The following is an 18,039-nucleotide window of genomic DNA, read 5'->3' as shown; positions in this document are numbered from 1 at the left end:
TGACATTCGTTCAGAAATCCATCAGCATACCTGCCTCATCCGCTTCATCAGCGCGTGATAGCAAGCTTCGCCGCTTCAGGCGCATGCGAGTCCAAACCAACGAACAACGTTACCTCGCATGGTTCTACCGCGAACTTCATCTCCCGATTCCATATCGCGAGCTGCTCCCTGCCCAGCTCGAGCACGACCGACTTCTTCTCGCCGGGCTGAAGCTCCAGCTTGCGGAAGCCCTTCAGCTCCCTCACTCGGCGCGTTATCGGAGAGCCCGATGCCTGAATGTAGAGCTGAATCGTTGTCGCTCCCGCGCGTTCGCCGATATTGGAAACGCCTATCGAGACCCGTACAGTCTCTCCAGCATCCAAAGAAGCAGCCGTTATGGACGTTGCTGTCAAGGACTCCAGCTCACAATCAAATTCGGTGTAGCTCAGTCCGTAGCCGAACCCATAGAGCGGCAGCTCCGACATATCCACATAAGGACGGCGACGTCCTTGATTCTTCTGATGATAATACACCGGCAGCTGCGCCGATGAGCGCGGCAGCGACACCGAGAGCTTGCCGCTCGGATTCGCATGGCCGAAGAGCAGCTCCGCTATGGCGCGGCCTCCTTCAGGGCCCGGATACCAAGCGCACAGCATCGCATCGCAATGCGGCTCAATCGCGGTCAGCGCGTGCGGACGCCCCTGAATGACAACGGCGACAATCGGCGTGCCGGTCGCGGCGATTCGCTCCACGAGCTCCTCCTGCAAGCCTCCCAGCCTCAGATCGGCCAGATCAACGCCTTCTCCGGCATCCATCTCGCTGGAAGCATTCTCATCCCATATTATGGCCCCGTTGCTGTCGAATTGCTCACCGAATTCACGCGCGCTGCTGCCTCCCAGCACCAACACCGCAACCTCCGAGCTGCGCGCGGCTTCGACAGCCTCGTCGAGGCCCGTCTCCCGCATATCTCTTATGCCGCAGCCGCGCGCGTATACAACCTCCGTACCGTCAGGCGCAAGCTCGCGAATGCCCTGCAGAACGGTTATGCCGGAGCCCGGCAGCTGCACGCTTGTATAATCGCCGAGCTGATTGTACAGCCGATCGGCATTCGGGCCGATGACGGCGATGCGCTTAAGCCCCGCCGAAGACGGCTTGCCGTCTTGAGGGCGATTGCCGCTCAGAGGCACATCGCCGCCTTGTGACGGGCCGTTGCTCAGAGTCTCTTCTCCGCCCTGTGACTGCACGCCGCTCAAAGGCACATCGCCCCCTCGAGACTGACCGTCGTCTCGAAGCCCGGCGCCGCCCAGCGGCAGAATGCCTCCGACATTGCGCAACAGCACAGCCGATTCGCGCGCAAGCTGAAGATTCAACGCTCGCGACTCCTCCGTACCGACCGCCGAAGCAGACAACGACTCATCCACATAAGGCTGGTCGAACAAGCCGAGCCGGAACTTCAGCGCAAGCACCCGCCGCACGGAACGGTCGATGTCTTCCATGCTCGCCAGCCCGCGCTCCACCGCTTCCTCCAGCATCGTGAACGATTTGTCCCATAAGCTCAGATCAACACCGGCCGACAGAGCCAGCGCTGCCGCCGACGGATAATCCCCGCCAAGAGCTGTCAATCTGTCGATCGCGCAGCCGTCTGCCATGACGATGCCGTCGAACTTCCACTCCTTGCGCAGAATTCCCTCCAGCAAGTACGAATTGGCATGGCAAGGCACGCCGTCGATCTCATTGTAGGCGGCCATCACTCCGAGCGCTCCGGCTTCCACGCCGGCGAGCGCGGCTGGCAAATGAACCTCGCGCAGCTCCCGCTCGCCGATGCTGGCGGGACCCGCGTTATGCCCCCCTTGCCCTGCGCCTTGCGCGCACAGATGCTTCAGAATCGCTGCCACCTTGCCGCCGGACTTCAGTTCTTCCGCCCTTTCTCCCTGCAGACCGCGCACTACCGCCTGCGCAAAGCTCGCCGTCAGATACGGATCCTCGCTGTAGCATTCCTCCGCTCTTCCCCAGCGGGGCTCGAGCAGCATGTCCAGCGCGGACACCAGACCAAGATGGCCGCCCCTGCCGCGAATCTCGGCGGCGACATGGGAATAAGCCCGCTCGGCCAGCTCGGGGTTCCAGGTCGAACCCACCGCCAGATTAACGGGCAGCAGCGTCGAGTCCAGCGCCTGATGGCCATGCGGGCATTCCTCCGACAATAACACCGGAATGCCAAGCCGCGTGTTCTCGCGGACATATCTCTGAATCTCATTGGCAATCCTGCCGTTTAAACGGGTAGGTATGCCGTTGTCATGCGTCACCGCCGACCACGGATCGGCGCGGAACAGCCCGTAGAGCGCTCCCATGCCCTCGCCGAACGCAACCTGCTCCTTGAATTTGTCCGTAAGCGCGATCTCTTCGCCCGTTCGCGCATAAGCGTCCCAGCCGTACATATGCTGATTAAGCTGGCCCGCCTTCTCCTTCAGCGTCATCCGACCAAGCAGATCCTCCACTCGTTCCTCCACCGTCAATTCCGGGTTCTTGTAACCGACAACCATGGTCCGCATTCCTCCTCTACATTAGATGGAACATTATTAATATTCAAGTCCAAAATACGACTTTTAAAGCAGCCCGCAGTAAGCTTCGATAAGCTTGGATAAACAGGAATTTCTCCTGTATATGCTGCTGCTTTCATCCCCTTCTGCTAAATAAACTGGAATTTCTCCAGCATAAATCCTGCTTCAAAGAGAAATTCGGCTGAATCAGCATAATAAGCGGGAAGATTTCCAGCTAAATCGTTTGTTTTTATTCATTTCATAAAATAAACAGGAGAAAATCCCGTTCATCTCCTCATCCACGAAGCAGAGCTGCGTATGACTCACTCAAGCTTGCATCGTCCTTAAGAAAAACGCCTGACGGCGTCCTTGGAGCGCAATAAAGTTGTGCTGCCTGTATGCTTTCCGTTCTTCTCATGGAAATTAGACTCGGCGGACTCGCAGGCTGATAAACCTGCGGCTCATTTCGCTATATTTATGGAATCGAAGTCTCTCAGACCAAGACCATCAGATTCCAGGGAAGATTCATAACGTTATACGCCTGAATCTCCAGCTTCTGTGAATCTAAAGAATATTGATATCGCTATTCATCAAAGGGAGCAGGATTTCAGCCCAAAACCATGTAATAAGACGATACATCTTTGTTAGATTTGAAATTGATGCCTTTTTATGAGTTTAACGTTATCACTCTTCGTTAGCTTTCCGCCTGGCTGCATCCAAGCCTACTCAAAATTTTAAAATTTCTATAACTGTGAGAAAACCTCTATCGAGGCCTTTCGAACATGAGCGACCGCGTTATCGCCAAATGAATTCTCAAGTTTAAGTGTCTAAAAAACTTATAAATTCTATTGTGGTAAGAAAAATGCCTGACGGAGTCCTTGGAAAACAGCAACCTGTTCTAACAGACTTTTTGTCTGGAAAATGCCCACTCGAACGCGTGCAGGTGTAAAAAGTAACTCTACAGTCCCGAAATGTCCGACCTTTCTCCACCCAATCGTCAACTTGCCGCTCTACTCACTATAGCTCGACCTTGAGAGCCCTCCTCTACAAGCCCGACCTTGAGCGCCCTGCACTACAGCCCGACCTTGAGCGCCCTGTATTGCTTCGGCGTCATTCCCGTCACGGATTTGAATACGGATACGAAATACTTGTACTCCTTATAGCCCACCTGATCCGCGATTTCGAACACCTTGTCATTGGTCGTCTCCAGCAAACGCTGGGCATGCCCGATGCGCACATCGTTCATATATTCCTTGAAGTTCTTTCCTGAATTTTGTTTGAAAATAAAGCTGAAATGGTTCGGCGTTATACCCAGCCATTCCGCAACCTCCGACGCTTTGATATCCTCGCTGTAATGCTCCGCGACATGCTTCATAGCCTTCTCGACGATCCAGTAGGATTTGTTCACCGCAAGCTCGCCTACCATCTCGTACAACGTGCGAAGCTCCTCCAGCGCCAGCTTCTCCAGCGCCCCATACGAATTATGCAGCAGCAGATCGATGCCTTGCTGCGAATCGGCAATCTGCTCAAGCTGCAGGCCGTTCCGGCGCAGCCGCTGGCGAAGCAGCGCCATCTGCTCCTCGTACATAGCGTTCATCTCCGCCAACAGCATCCGATGTCCGCGCATCTCCGCGAACAACTCTTGTATCATTGCCTTCGTATCCGCCCATTCCTGTCTGAACAACACGGCGCATAATCTCGCAGCCCAATCGGCGGCAGGCGTGAAGCGCTTCAACTGCCTGTCCCGCTCCAGCGCGCGGCAGCCTTGCTCGGTCAGCGGCTGCCCTGCCTGCAGTACATGATAGCCCATCAGCTGTCTCGCCTTCTCGCATGCCGAGGCCGTCCCATCCGGACTCGAATAAGCTCCGGTCACTGCGAGATACATGCCTTCTCCCTCCGACCAGTTCAGGGACACCTCGTTCAGAAGACTTTCCCACCAGCTCTCGCCCGGATCTTCCGATGTATGAACGAGCATGTACAAGGCATTCGGGTGGTCGAAGGCATGCATCGTCTCCAGTCCTTCCTCTAGCAGCTGCGAATGGAGCGACAATACCCATCTTTCATGAAGTGTTTGCCGTTCATCCGCGGACAATCCGGCATAATGCTTGCTGAATTCCGCCAGCTGACTTGCGATGATACGGAACGACCCGCCAGACTTGTTGCCAAGCACGGGCGGGCAGGCCTCCGTTACGCCGCTATTGCCCCCAATCGCATTCAGCAGCCATTCCTGATTCTCTTCACGGCTGCCGGATGCCGCCTTCTCGCGAATGCGCGCAGCGATTCGACCGACCACCTTTTCGAGCTCCTCGATCTCCACCGGCTTCAGCAAATAATCCCTCACGCCTGTCCGCATAGCGCGGCGCGCGTATTCGAAATCCTCGTATCCGCTGATCATTACGATATGAAGCTGAGGATGAATCGCCTTCAGCCGCTCCGCCAGCTCCAGACCGTCCATGCCGTCCATTCGAATATCGGACAGCAGGATATCCGGCGGATTGTCCGCAATCTTCCGAAGCGCCTCTTCCCCGTCATAAGCTGTGTCGATGACCTCGGCGCCAAGCTTCGACCAATCGATCGTCATCTGAAGCCCTTCGCATATGATGGCCTCGTCATCCACAATCATAATTCGAATCAATCGATTGTTATACTCCATTATGTTCACCGCCGTTAGGATCGTCATGAGGATCGTCATGTGATTCGTCGTGTGATTCGTCGTGTGGAACGTCATAAGGAATTCTGAGCCGCACCCACACACCGCCCGCGCCGCCGTTCATCAGCTCCAGTCCATAGCCCGGACCGAAGAAGATGACCAGACGATCATGGATATTATGCAGAGCGCCGAAGCTCTCTTCATTCCGTTTGCCGTCTTCCAGATCAGCCTTAATTCTGTATATCTGCTCCGGCGTCATGCCGATGCCGTTATCCCGAACATCCACCCAAATCTCTGGGCCGGCGCGAAAAATGTTCACTTTAATCCAGTTGTCAGACGTCTTTGCCCTGAAGCCGTGAATCAGGAAGTTCTCCACGAGCGGCTGGATAATCGTCTTCGGCACCTGTACCTTCTCAAGGGTGTATTCCATGAACAGGCTGTAATGAAGACGTTTGCCCAGACGCACCGCATGCAAGGAAAGATAGGATTGGACGAAATGCATCTCTTGCAGAAGCGTCGTTTCGTATTGTCCATTGTTCAGGGAAGAGCGGAAGAAGCGAGACAGCATTTCGATCAGATGACTGGCTCTCTCCGCCTTCTCCAGCCGGGCCGTCCAGCGAATCGTATCAAGCGTATTATACAGAAAATGCGGATCCATCTGGCTTTGCAGCAGCTTCAGCTCCGATTCGCGCTGACGAATTTCCATCTTGTACTTATGATCGATCAATTCCTGGATCGTATCCACCATCGCGTTGAACTTTCGGTTCAAATCGGATATTTCATTCTTCGAATGAATAGGCACGCGCGCGGTGAAATCTCCCATAATAACGCGGGTCGTCTCGTTCTTCAGGCGCACGATCGGTCCGATGATCATCGACTGGAAGCCCGCAAGCGCCGTGACGACAAGCAGCAGAATGCCCAGCAGCACCGCCGTCGTTACCATGCGAACGCCCGTCGTCTGTTCCTTGATGACCGAATCGGGAATCGCCGTCACAACCTGCCAATCGGTTCCCTCGACCTTATGGTAGAAGGCATAATACGAACTCGTCCCGCTGCGGTACAACGTATTCGTGGCACGCTCTTCTTTCATCTGCGCGAGCATCTCTCCCGGTTCCAGCCCGGATTCCTTCGCGTTATCCGATTCCAGAACTCTTTTTCCTTGGGAATCAAGCAAATACACATAGCCGTCCTTGCGGAACTGATCATTCTCAAGCAGACGAACAATGCTCTCTTCATCCAAACGTATGACCAGGTTAGCAAGCGGCTCGTTCACATGCTTATAACGGTTTAAAACACGAAACAGCGACACGACCTTTATCTGGCCATTCCAGTCGCTGTTAATCGTATAGCCTTCACTCCACACAATGCCGCCGCGCCGCGCCGCGGCCTCGCTCAGCCAGCGGCTCTCATCGCCATGCACCGGCTCGCCCATCTCCATCTTCCGACCGTTGAAGCCATCTATCGTAATGGAGCGTATATAGGATTTGGAGAATATATGGAAGGTGAGCAATCCTTCCACCGATTCATGCAGATTGTCGATTCGATCACTATATTCATTCGGATCAGATTGCAGATAGGCGTTGAGATCCGGGCTGAAATTCATATAATCCGCAATATCCTCCATGGTCGAAACCTGTTCTTCCAATTGATTGACGACCGCATTCAAATTCCTCGTGGTGGAGTCGACGAACTGATTCTTCAGAATAGCCGTATATTTGTACTGTACCATAATGCCAACGCCAAGCGTGGGCAGGATTACCAGCAGCAAGAAAATAAGGATTGCGATTTGCTTCAATCCGAAATGGCGAAATAATCGTAACTTCCCCAGCATTGGCCGCATTCCTTTCCTTGCTCCTTCATTAGCCTTTGACAGCTCCTGCCACCATTCCGTTCACAAGCTGCTTCTGCAGCAGCAGATAGAAGATGATGATTGGAACGAGCGCGATCGTAAGCGCAGCCATCTGCAGCGTCATGCTTGCCGTCTCGATGCCGACAAAGTTAGCGATGCCGAGCGGCAGCGTCTTCAGCGCTTCCGAGCTGATCATGACAAGCGCGAACAAATATTCATTCCAGTTATAGATGAAATTCAATATAATAACCGTTGCCAGCGCCGGTCTCGTGATCGGCAAAATAATCGACCAGAAGATGCGGTACACGCCCGCTCCGTCCACGATTCCGGATTCCTCCAGGTCACGGGGAAAGGAGCGCATAAAGCCCTCAAGAATGAATACGGTAAGCGATAGATGAAATGCCGTATACGGCAAAATCAGCGACAGATACGTGTCCAGCAGGTTAATATTTTTCATAATCATAAAAATCGGAATGAGCGTCGCATGAATCGGCACCAGCATGCCGATCAGAAACAGCGCGTATATCGCCCCGCGCAGCTTATATTGAAACCGAGACAGGAAATACGCCGCCAAAGCGCCAAGCAGCACCGTCACGATCAACGTAATAATCGTAATCAGCAAGCTGTTGAAGAAATATACATCCATATTGGCGACATCCCAAGCCTTCGCGTAATTGGAGAAATGCAGCTTCTCCGGCATCGCAAAGGGACTAGCCGCATATTCCGACTCGCTCTTGAAGGAGCCTACTATCATATAGAATATCGGAACGATATTGAATATCGCAAATAATCCAAGAAAAACATATGCCAATATATAATACCACGGTTTCTTTTTGGCCATGAGTCATGCTCCTCCTTTCTAGTCCTTCTCCCTGCCGATCCGGTTGGCGATGACGACCACAATTAGACTGAACAACAGGATCATGACCGAGACGGCGCTCCCATAGCCGAACTGCCTGCTCAGAAATGCGTGGTTGTACATATAGATAGTCATAACTTCCGTCTGATGGGCGGGTCCGCCGCCAGTCAGAATTTGAATCAAGTCGAATACGCGGAACGAATTGCTGATGCTATAGATCACGGTTACCAGAATCGTTGGACGAATGATCGGAATCGTGATTCTAAGCACCTTTCTGAGGCCCGTCGCCCCGTCAAGCTCCGCAGCTTCGTTCACCTCGCTCGATATATTTTGCAATGCGGCAAGGAATATAATCATATACAAACCGCAGTTTTGCCAAATGTAAGCAATGCTGATGGACAGCATCGACCAGTCGGGATCTCCGAGCCAATTGCGTTGCCAGCTGTCAAGCCCAATCAAGCCGAGAATATTGTTCAGAAAACCGTATTCCGTGTTGTAAATCATACCCCAAATCAAGGAAACCATGACCGAGGAAATAACTACGGGCAGAAAGCCCACTGTTCTGAAAAAGCCATTGCCGCGCAAGCCGCGGTTCAGTAATAAAGCCAGCAGCAATCCCAGCGGAAGCTGACCCGCAATGCCGGTAACCATAATAAACACATTATTTTTGACAGATAACCAGAAGGTATCATCCTTAATCATTTCAGTGAAATTATCCAGTCCGATAAACGACATGTCCGTAATGCCATCCCAGTCAAAAAAGGAATAATACATGGACAACACAATCGGAATGATGGCAATGCCGATGTAGATCGCGAGCGCGGGAAGCAGCCCGAAAAATATGGCAAGTCTGGTTTTTCTTAATGTATGCATCAGCCACTCTCCTCCAACCGCAAGCCTCGAAGCTCTTCTAGTGAAAACAAGCCAGTAACGGGACGATTCCTATTACCGGCTTGTTGGGTTATTTCATGGTCTTGCCGTGCTTCATGTTGCTGCCAATTAATGATGTTCCGTTATGCAGTGCGAAGCTGCTATTCAATTAGCGCCTGCGCATCCTTCGCCACCTGCTCCGGCGTGCTTCTGCCAACGGTAAGAGCCTGCAAGCCGTTTTCGAATTCTTTGGCTGCCTGAGTCGGGATAACCGCATCGAAGACAGGCGCCGTTCCATGGCTGGTCAATTCATACATTTCCTTCACGAACGGATTCACGTCCTCGCCCATCTCCAGATCAACAGGAACGAGAATGCCGGCTTTCGTCAGATTGGCATACATTTCTTTGTCAAGGAAGAATTTCAAAAATTCAAGAGCCGCTTCTTTCTTCTTCTCGTCCAAGCCGCTCTTGATTGCGATACCGAATTGCGCCACGCCAGAGCTCATCTGCGGGTCGCCTTTGCCGTCCGGTACGCTAGGGAACAATGCAATGCCGAACTTGTCGCCTTCCTCATTATCGATGCGAATACGCGCGTTCACCGTCGCGGAGGAGATATGCATCGCCGCTTTGCCTTGAATTAGATAATCCTGCGCTTGCACCGAATCCATGTTGTTGGCATCTTCATTGAAGGCGCCAAGCTTCGTCAACTCGTCGATGACGGCAATAGCTTTCACATATTCGGGATCCGTCAGCTTCGCCTCGCCTTTCACTACCTTCGCCAGGAAGTCTTCTCCCGCAAAGCGTTGGCCGATAATCGACATATAGGAGGACTGAAGAGGCCATTTTTCTTTATTTCCCAAGGAGATCGGCGTAATTCCCGCTTCCTTGAGCTTCTTGATCATTTCGATAAAATCGGCATATGTCGTCGGGAATTGATCATACCCAACCTGCGACAGATATTCTTTGTTGTAATAGATAATATCTACAAAGTTGCGTTTCGTCGGGATCGCAAGCTGATTGCCGTCCACATTATACCCAGGAAGGGAATCCTCTAGCACGTAGTCGAAATCGCCCATGACATCGTTCAGAGGCATTAGCAGATCGCCCGAAACAAGAGGATCCAAGTCCGCGCCAGGCCATACGACGTCGATGTCCGCCAGATTGTTGGCCGTTGCCAGCGTGAACAGCTTCGTTTTATATTGCGCTGCCGCTACGCCGTCTTGCTTGATCTTGATGTTGGGAAACTTCTCTTCGAAAGCCGCGATACGCGCTTTATACACATCATTGTCCGCATTCGGCGAGGTCCAGGGATGCATCATCGTCAGCGTAATTGTTTCCTCATCTGAGCCGCCGTTTTCCCCGTTAGCGCCGTTGTTCGAATTGTTGCCGCATGCCGTCACAACCGTTAGCGCAGCAGCCATTGCAATCGCCGCCGTTGTTTTCATCCATTTTCTCTGTTTCAAGTCAAAACCCTCTCCTTCTTGAAAACTTATTATGACAAATGTCATATATCCATTATAAATTGCCCTTAGACCGGATTAATATCCAAGCGAAACATGATTATACCCGAATTTTTAAGATTTCCACCCTTTTACAATAAAAAAATAGAAAAAGCAGATTGATCCATGTAACTTCTGGAACAATCTGCAATATAATTCGAATGATTTAGTTGCCTGCAAGGATATAATCGACTAATTCATCGAGCGGCACAGTAGCTAGAGCAATGGCCGTATCGGTAACGCCATAATAAATGTACAGCAAGCCGTCCTTCACCACGTTGCCCGTCGGGAAGATGACATTCGGCACCTGATACCCGAACTTTTCATAGTACGGCACCGGCTCCATAATGAAGTTTTTCGTGCGCGCAATGATCTTCTTCGGATCCTCCAAATCAAGCAGCAAGGCGCCGACGCGATAAACGCTGTCGAAGTCTACGCCGTGATATAGCACCAGCCAGCCTTTGTCGGTCTTGACCGGAGGCGTTGAACCGCCGATTTTTTTCTGCTCCCAAGCCTCGCTGCCGGCAGTGGCCAAAAGCTCGGGCTCGTCCCAATGAATGAGATCATCCGAGTAAGTGATCCACATAGCCGCTCTCTCCGTGCCGTATTCCGGACCGACATATTCCTCGGGACGGCGCAGCAGCGCGAATCTGCCGTTAATCTTCTCCGGGAATAGAATATTGTCCCTGTCGTTAATCTCAAGCGGCGTCGTGTCGCAGAGATATTCCCAGTTAACGAGATCCTTCGAGGTCATAATGCCCGAGCGGGTCAGCCAATGCTGGGGATCATTGCCCCAGCCGTCCGGGTATTCCGGAATCGAGCGCTCCGGCAAGCCTGTTCCGGTCGGATAATAATTCATCGCGCATGGACGGAGCGCGTAATTCAAGTAAAAGGTATCGTCAATCTTGACGACGCGAGGATCCTGCACGCTGCCGTAAGGGAAGCCCAGCTCATCCGGCGTGACGACCGGCTCGTCCTTCACATGGGTGAAGTTCACGCCGTCTTCGCTCACAAGCAGACCCAGATAGTTTTTGCATGGCGTAAGCGAGCCCGCCGTGCGTTCGATCATATAAAATTTCCCATCTTCTATAATAACAGCCGGATTGAACACGGTGGCCTTGCGCCACTCGAACAGACCCGGCACGACAATCGGGTTTTGTGGATGTCTTGTTATTTGCACCTTAAGTTCCTCCTGACAGGATGTAGTATGCCATTCATTATAACTTTCCCCATCAGCGGATTATATCCTACAAAACTTCGATTACGTCCGATTTTATGCGCTCATCCAGGTGTCGGCTCTCGAATTCCATACAAACGCTTGACACAACGCACTATACCGCTTATTCTCTAGATGTGCATTTATGTGTATTTGATTGGAGTTGATTGCATTTGTTTGCAAATGAACGATACGCCAAAATCGCGGAGCTGCTGGAGAGGAACGCTTCCATTACGGTCGCCGAGCTTATGGAGCTGTTCGCGGTTTCCATCGAAACCGTGCGCCGAGACCTCGCCCATCTGGAGAAGCAGAAGGTACTGACTAGAGTTCATGGCGGCGCCGTATCCATCAAGAAGTCGAAAGCTTTCACGAAGCTCGAAGCCCGCGCGAACGAGAATGTCGAATTAAAACGGCAATTGACCGAATCGGCCGTTCGCTTCATTAACGAAGGAGATATAATCGCCATCGATTCAGGCAGTACGGCCATGGAGCTCGCGCCGATAATCAAGAACCGATTCGAGCGGCTCTCCATTGCCACCAACTCGCCCGAGGTGTTCGGCTGCTTCAGCGATATGGAGCAGTATGAATTGATTCAGATCGGAGGGAAATATCACCGGGAAGAGAAGGCCTTCTGCGGCCACATGGCGTTGGATGCGATTAACCGCCTTCATTTTGCGAAAGTATTCATATTCCCCTCCGCCATTTCTTTAAAGAACGGAGCAAGCGAATTCGTGCACGAACTGTTCGAAATTCAGCGCGCCTATATGCAGAACGCCGATGAGGTGTTCCTGCTCGCCGACAGCACGAAATTCGAAACGACGGCCAAGATCAAGCTCTGCGACTTGTCTCCTTCCTTGAAGCTTATTACAGACAACCGGCTTCCGGACCGAATCTATGAGTCGTACAAAAGGAGCGCCCTGCAAATCATTCGCAATTAAAGGAGAGTTCATCATGAGCGAAAAGGTATTGTTGATTCTGGTCGACGGCATGCGTCCCGACGCGCTGGAGAGTTCCGGTCATCCCTGTATCGAAAAATGGAAAGCAGTCGGAAGCCACACGCTGAGCGCGACAACGGTCATGCCGAGCATTACTTTGCCCTGTCATATGTCCCTGTTTCACAGCGTTCCTCCTCAGCGGCATGGCATTATGGAGAATGTGTATACGCCGCAGGTTCGTCCGATTGCCGGCTTATGCGAGCAGTTGCACGGTCATGGCAAAAGCTCGGCTATGTTCTACAATTGGGAGCAGCTGCGAGACGTCAGCCGTCCCGGATCGCTGTCTCACAGCTGCTTTCTGAACGGATACAAGCATTCCTTCGAGACGACGAATGATGAGCTCACCGATCGGGCCTCGCAATACATACAAGAGCATTCGCCCGACTTCGTCTTCCTCTATCTCGGACTGGTGGATGAGATCGGGCACCGGCATGGCTGGATGTCCGAGGCCTATATCGAATCGGTCTACGATTCCTGGAGCAGCATCGAGAGAATTGCGAACGCCGTCTCTGAGGAATATGCCGTCATCGTAACAGCCGATCACGGCGGACATGAGCGGACGCACGGCACGAGCATGGCGGAGGATATGACCATTCCCCTGTTCATCAGGAGCAGCGCCGTTGCGCAGGGGGAGGAGCTCGGGCAGGCGAATATTATCGATCTCGCTCCTACGATCGCGAAGCTGATCGGCGTTCCGGCTAATCCGGATTGGGAGGGACGATGCTTGCTGTAAGCCTGTCCGGACGTCAAGCGACAGCCTTCAGCCTCTTATGCTGCCTTGTCTATTTCACCAGCTATCTGACTCGCATCAATTACGGAGCGGCCATTTCCGAAATCTCGGATTCGCTGGGGGTATCCAATCAGCTTGCCGGAATCGCCCTGATTCTAAGCTTCGTCGCCTATGGCGTCGGGCAGCCCTTTTTCGGCATGTTAGGCGACCGCTTGCAGCCCAGATCAATGATTGCTGCGGGTCTTGCTCTGGTCGCTCTGAGCAATATCGCTGTCGCTTGCCTGAACAACATCTACTTGATAGCCGCCGTTTGGGGCTTCAACGGCTTGTTCCAGGCCATGCTCTGGCCGCCTCTTATGCGCAGTATGGCGGGGGCTCTATCCCCCGTGCAATTCCGGAGAACAAGCGTCGGCATTGTAACGGCAGCCTCCGCCGGCACCATCGGCGTATACTTGCTTGTGCCGCTATGCATTCATCTATCGGGATGGCGGCTGTCCTTCCTGTTACCAGCTGCTCTGGCTCTAGCCGTTGCCGCCGCGTGGTTTGCCAGGGCTCGGGATTTGCCACGGCGACATTCGTCAAGCCGCGCGGAGGTCCGGGATATATCGAATAGAGGGAGCGCCGAGATCGAAGACTCCCTTGTAAAAGGCAGGAAGACGAGCTCCGTCGCTGAAGAAAACGATCCGGTCTCACCGGCGAAGACTAACCCAGGCTCGCTCTTACTGGCTTCGGGACTGCTGCCGATCCTTCTGGCAATCGTGCTGCAAGGCGCGCTGCGCGACGGCATCACCACCTGGATGCCGACGTATATCGCCGACACCTTCCATATCGGCAATGCCGTCTCCATCCTGAACACGGCCGTCCTGCCGCTGTTCGCGATCGCGAGCGTCGCCGCGGCTTCGTTCTTCCAGCGCATCGTGAACAATGAGCTCAAGATGGCCGCCTATCTCTGGACCGCGGCTTTCGCAGCAGCCTGCTTACTGCTGGCTGTCTACAAGTCGAATGTTGTTGTCGCCGTTGCGATTATAAGCCTCCTGACAGGCTGCATTCACGGCATAAACTTAATGCTGATCAGCTTGCTCCCCATGCATTTCGCCAAATTCGGCCGGATCTCCACGATGTCGGGCATCTTGAACGCCTTCACCTATGTCGGCAGCGCCGGTTCGATCTATGGCTTTGCGGCATTCAACGAGCAATTCGGCTGGCGGCACACGATCATGATATGGAGCGTCATGGCTCTTGCGGGAGCGATCCTGTGCGCATTATGCGCGAGGCGCTGGGGACGGTTTACGGCAAGCTCGTAACCGATCTTCACACAAATGGGTGTAGTGCTGGTTTCCAGCTCTATTTCTCCATTCCATCCGACTTTCGGCTCTGTAGTGTTGGTTTCCAGCTCTATTGGGCGGCTTCGGGCTGCTTTCGTTTAAAAGGCGACAGAATAACTCCCGAAGGAGTACTCTGTCGCCTATTTCTGTTCCTTATTTTTTCAGATCGCCTTGCCTTCCTCATCCTTCTTCAGATACGCGCCATGCTCCTGCGTCCATGTTCACATGGACTGCAAGCCTTTAGGCGGAGATGTCGTTCAGCTCCGGTATGCCTTGGAGCGATAGCAAGAAGACATCCGTTGCCTCACCCTGTCTATCTATGATCTCCTCTTCTTATGCCATGCTCGGGAAACGAACCGCTCGGGAACGGGTCTCCGGACTCCGACATCCAAAGCGTCAGCTTCTCCGTAAGCTCCCTGCGAATCGCTTGATAAGCGGGATCCTCCGCGCGGTTGCAGTGCTCCCAAGGGTCAAGGTACAGGTCGAACAGCTCGACGGCCCCAAGAGGGCGGTCATAGAAGCCGATGGACGCCATGAGGTCATCGCACGGGGAATCGCTGCGAAGCTTGGGCCCCTCCGCATAATGACGCAGCACAAGCTTGCAGCGCTCGGTCCGAATGCACCTGAGCGGCTCCAGCTTGCCATGACAGGTTTGCTCGGCGAATATCTCCTCATGGATCGACTGCGCTTCCCCGCGCAGGATTGGCATCAGGCTCTTGCCTCGCAGCCATGACCTGCACTCGATTTGCAGAAGCTCGCATAGCGTCGGGTAAATATCGAGCTGCGAGACCAGGCTCTCGACGACCCGGCCTCCGCTGAAGCCATGAGGCCCGCGCATCATCAGCATGACGCCGATGCCTTGATCGCTCAGCGTCTTCTTGCCGCCGGCAAACTCGATGCCATGATCGGTCGTCACAATGACGAGCGTGTTATCCTCGCAGCCGTAATGCTTCAGCGCGTACAGCACGCGTCCCATATACTCATCCATGATGCGAGCGCCCTCCCGATAGCTGGCCATATCCTTGCGAATCTCGGGCAGATCGGGAAGGAACGGCGGCGGCGCCGTATAGCGATAATCCAGCAAATCAGGATTATAATAGCGCGTCTTGGAGAAGCGGGCGCTCTCTCCGCCGATGCCGAGCTCGGGCCGTCCGATATTGTTGCGATGCGGCTCGTCAATGCCGACCGACAGGAAGAAGGGCCGCGTCTTCGGTTCGGCGAGGTAGCGCTCCACATGGTCAATCGTCTCCTGATAAAACCAGCCCTTCTTCTCCCGTCCTTCGTTCAGCAGACGCTCGTAGCCAAGATCCTCGCGAAGCTCCTTGTCGCTCTTGCCGGTCTCGTGCTGGCAGCCGGCAAGCACCGTCTCGAAGCCAAGCTCCCTCAGATTGCGGACCAAATGCTTGCCATAGTCGTCGAACGCCCAACCCTCTGGCGTCCCGGGAAGTCCGTACATTCCGATCTCATGCGGATATTGACCGCTCATAAGCGCGGACCGACTGGGGCCGCAGGTCGGCGCGGCGCAGAACGCTTTGCGGAACAGCACGCCCTCCTGCGCGAATTTCATCAGATTCGGCGTATCGACCGGGAAGCCGTACGGACTGACATAACGGCCCGCATCATGCGCGTGCAGATAGACGATATTCATAGGCCTCATCCTTTAATGGCTCCGATCATGACACCCTTGACGAAGTATTTCTGAAGGAAGGGATAGACGAACAAGATGGGAAGCGTCGTGACGATGACCGTAGCGTATTTAATGGTCTCGCCAATGGAATAGATATCCGAGCCGCCTCCTGCGCTCTGAGACATCGCTGACGTATTATTTTGAATGAGAATTTCCCTTAAAATCAGCTGCACCGGGTACAATCCGCGATCTCTCAGGAAGATAACGGCCTGGAACCACGCATTCCAATGCTGCACGCCGTAGAACAAGAGCATGACCGAGATGACCGACATCGACAGCGGCATCACGATCCGCGCCAATATATACGGCTCGCTGGCGCCGTCCATCCTGGCGCTCTCGATCAGCTCTTCCGGTATGGAGGCGAAGGAGGTTCTCATAATAATCAGATTCCATGTATTAATGGCCGTCGGCAAAATCAAGGCGAGCAGATTGTCGCCCAGATGGAGCGTTTGGGTTACAAGCAGATAAACGGGAATGATTCCGCCCGAGAAGAACATCGTAAACACAATCCCGAGCATGACCGGCGTCGCCAGCATCACGTTCTTACGGGACAGACAATACGCGCCGATGGAGGTTAGGAGCAAATTCAGCGCCGTACCGCCCACAACGATTATTAACGTATTTTCGTAGCCTTGAAGAATATTCGGATTGGAGAAAACGGCTTTGTAAGAAGCAAGATCAAAGCCTAACGGATGCAGCAATAGCCCCGAATGCGCCATGAATTGATTCGAATCGCTCAAGGATGCGAATACCACATAGGCGAAAGGATACAAGCAAATCAGAATCAGAATGAATAATATGAAATAATTGAACACATCAAATAGCTTCTCTCCACTGCTGTCGTGACGCGATGTCATCGCATTCCCTCCTACCATAAACTTGTTTCGTTCACCTTGCGGCTAATCCAATTGGCAAGGATGAGCAAAGCAAAATTCATAGCCGATTGGAACAACCCTACTGCCGTTGCATAGCTGAATTCAAAGCTGCCGCTAAGGCCTACCCGATATACGTAAGTGTTGATGACATCCGCCGTTTCATACGTGTTCGGATTGTACATCAATACAATTTTCTCAAACCCAATGGTCATGAATTTCCCCATATTCAGAATGAACATGATGACGATAATCGGCATAATGCCGGGAATGGTCACGTTCAATACCTTCCTCCAGCGTCCGGCTCCGTCAATCGTTGCCGCCTCGTACTGCTCATTGCTGATCCCGCTCAATGCAGCCAAATAAATAATGGAGCCCCAGCCGATTTGCTGCCAAATTTCGGATACGACGAATATAGCGCGAAAGTTTTCGGGAAAGGCGAGCAGCGAAGCTTGGGTCGACCCGCCAAAATGCGATAATAGCTGCGTAATGAATCCATTGCGTTCGGTAAACTGTACGATCATCCCTACGACCACTACAACGGAGATGAAATGAGGCAAGTAGGTGATACTTTGCACAGTGCGCTTGAATTTGTTGGCTCTTACCTCATTGAGCAGCAAAGCTAACAGGATCGGAGCCGGAAAAGCGAAAATCAGCAAATACAAGTTAACAACAAATGTATTCTTCATCACGCGCCAAAAATAGATGCTTTCAAAAAAATCTGTAAAATGGCTAAAGCCAACCCAGTCGCTTCCCAGAATTCCCCTGCTCACATTGAAATCCTTGAAAGCGATAATTGCGCCATACATCGGTCCATATTCAAAAATGATGTAGAAGACAAGGACTGGCAGCAGCATGAGATAAATGGCTTTGTTTCGAACAATGTCCTTTCGCAATCGCGGCAGTATGGATTCTCTCATCGTTGAATCACCTTTCTATTGCAGGAAGTTGAAAGAAGCGCAAATGCGCTT

The 18,039-nt window shown here is 52.8% G+C and carries 13 protein-coding genes; 3 read left to right on the top strand and 10 right to left on the bottom strand.

Annotated elements, in window-relative coordinates; all coding sequences use genetic code 11:
- Positions 1-47: 47 nt before the first annotated feature.
- The 7 genes from HFP08_RS08110 to HFP08_RS08080 all read right to left on the bottom strand — a co-directional run bounded on the left by HFP08_RS08110 (position 48) and on the right by HFP08_RS08080 (position 11,423).
- Positions 48-2,519, bottom strand: coding sequence for a glycoside hydrolase family 3 N-terminal domain-containing protein (locus HFP08_RS08110; RefSeq protein ID WP_168120084.1), 2,472 nt, complete (start codon positions 2,517-2,519; stop codon positions 48-50).
- Positions 2,520-3,588: 1,069 nt separating this feature from the next.
- Positions 3,589-5,169, bottom strand: coding sequence for a response regulator (locus HFP08_RS08105; RefSeq protein ID WP_168120083.1), 1,581 nt, complete (start codon positions 5,167-5,169; stop codon positions 3,589-3,591).
- Positions 5,159-6,997: a sensor histidine kinase gene (locus HFP08_RS08100; protein ID WP_168120082.1), complete on the bottom strand. Its 1,839-nt coding sequence runs from the start codon at positions 6,995-6,997 to the stop codon at positions 5,159-5,161. The genes HFP08_RS08105 and HFP08_RS08100 overlap by 11 nt, the downstream gene beginning before the upstream one ends.
- Positions 6,998-7,025: 28 nt before the next feature.
- Positions 7,026-7,856, bottom strand: coding sequence for a carbohydrate ABC transporter permease (locus tag HFP08_RS08095; protein WP_168120081.1), 831 nt, complete (start codon positions 7,854-7,856; stop codon positions 7,026-7,028).
- A gap of 18 nt (positions 7,857-7,874) precedes the next feature.
- Positions 7,875-8,747, bottom strand: a complete 873-nt coding sequence (locus HFP08_RS08090; protein WP_168120080.1) for a carbohydrate ABC transporter permease — start codon at positions 8,745-8,747, stop codon at positions 7,875-7,877.
- A gap of 158 nt (positions 8,748-8,905) precedes the next feature.
- Positions 8,906-10,207, bottom strand: coding sequence for an ABC transporter substrate-binding protein (locus tag HFP08_RS08085; RefSeq protein ID WP_240941184.1), 1,302 nt, complete (start codon positions 10,205-10,207; stop codon positions 8,906-8,908).
- A gap of 202 nt (positions 10,208-10,409) precedes the next feature.
- The gene (locus tag HFP08_RS08080) at positions 10,410-11,423 is read right to left on the bottom strand and encodes a glycoside hydrolase family 130 protein (RefSeq protein WP_168120079.1); all 1,014 of its coding nucleotides are present in this window, start codon (positions 11,421-11,423) and stop codon (positions 10,410-10,412) included.
- A gap of 209 nt (positions 11,424-11,632) precedes the next feature.
- Here HFP08_RS08080 and HFP08_RS08075 point away from each other — a divergent pair, with 209 nt between their 5' ends.
- Genes HFP08_RS08075 through HFP08_RS08065 form a run of 3 tightly spaced genes read left to right on the top strand, consistent with a single transcriptional unit; the run spans position 11,633 to position 14,488 of the window.
- Positions 11,633-12,397, top strand: coding sequence for a DeoR/GlpR family DNA-binding transcription regulator (locus HFP08_RS08075; RefSeq protein WP_168120078.1), 765 nt, complete (start codon positions 11,633-11,635; stop codon positions 12,395-12,397).
- Between the two features lie 13 nt (positions 12,398-12,410).
- Positions 12,411-13,187, top strand: coding sequence for an alkaline phosphatase family protein (locus tag HFP08_RS08070; protein ID WP_168120077.1), 777 nt, complete (start codon positions 12,411-12,413; stop codon positions 13,185-13,187).
- Entirely contained in the window at positions 13,175-14,488 is a 1,314-nt protein-coding gene (locus HFP08_RS08065) for an MFS transporter (protein WP_168120076.1), read from the top strand. The genes HFP08_RS08070 and HFP08_RS08065 overlap by 13 nt, the downstream gene beginning before the upstream one ends.
- 334 nt (positions 14,489-14,822) lie before the next feature.
- On the opposite strand, the gene HFP08_RS08060 is transcribed toward HFP08_RS08065, so the two are convergent.
- The 3 genes from HFP08_RS08060 to HFP08_RS08050 are packed head-to-tail and all read right to left on the bottom strand — an operon-like array spanning position 14,823 to position 17,988.
- Positions 14,823-16,157, bottom strand: a complete 1,335-nt coding sequence (locus tag HFP08_RS08060) for a sulfatase family protein (protein ID WP_168120075.1) — start codon at positions 16,155-16,157, stop codon at positions 14,823-14,825.
- Positions 16,158-16,162: 5 nt separating this feature from the next.
- Entirely contained in the window at positions 16,163-17,053 is an 891-nt protein-coding gene (locus tag HFP08_RS08055; protein WP_168120074.1) for a carbohydrate ABC transporter permease, read from the bottom strand.
- Positions 17,054-17,064: 11 nt separating this feature from the next.
- The gene (locus tag HFP08_RS08050) at positions 17,065-17,988 is read right to left on the bottom strand and encodes an ABC transporter permease (protein WP_168120073.1); all 924 of its coding nucleotides are present in this window, start codon (positions 17,986-17,988) and stop codon (positions 17,065-17,067) included.
- Positions 17,989-18,039 lie beyond the last annotated feature (51 nt).

The organism is Paenibacillus sp. HB172176 (assembly GCF_011947265.1).
Lineage (GTDB): Bacteria > Bacillota > Bacilli > Paenibacillales > Paenibacillaceae > Pristimantibacillus.
Note: the sequence above shows the minus strand (reverse complement) of the source record. Positions and strands in the feature narration are given on the sequence as shown.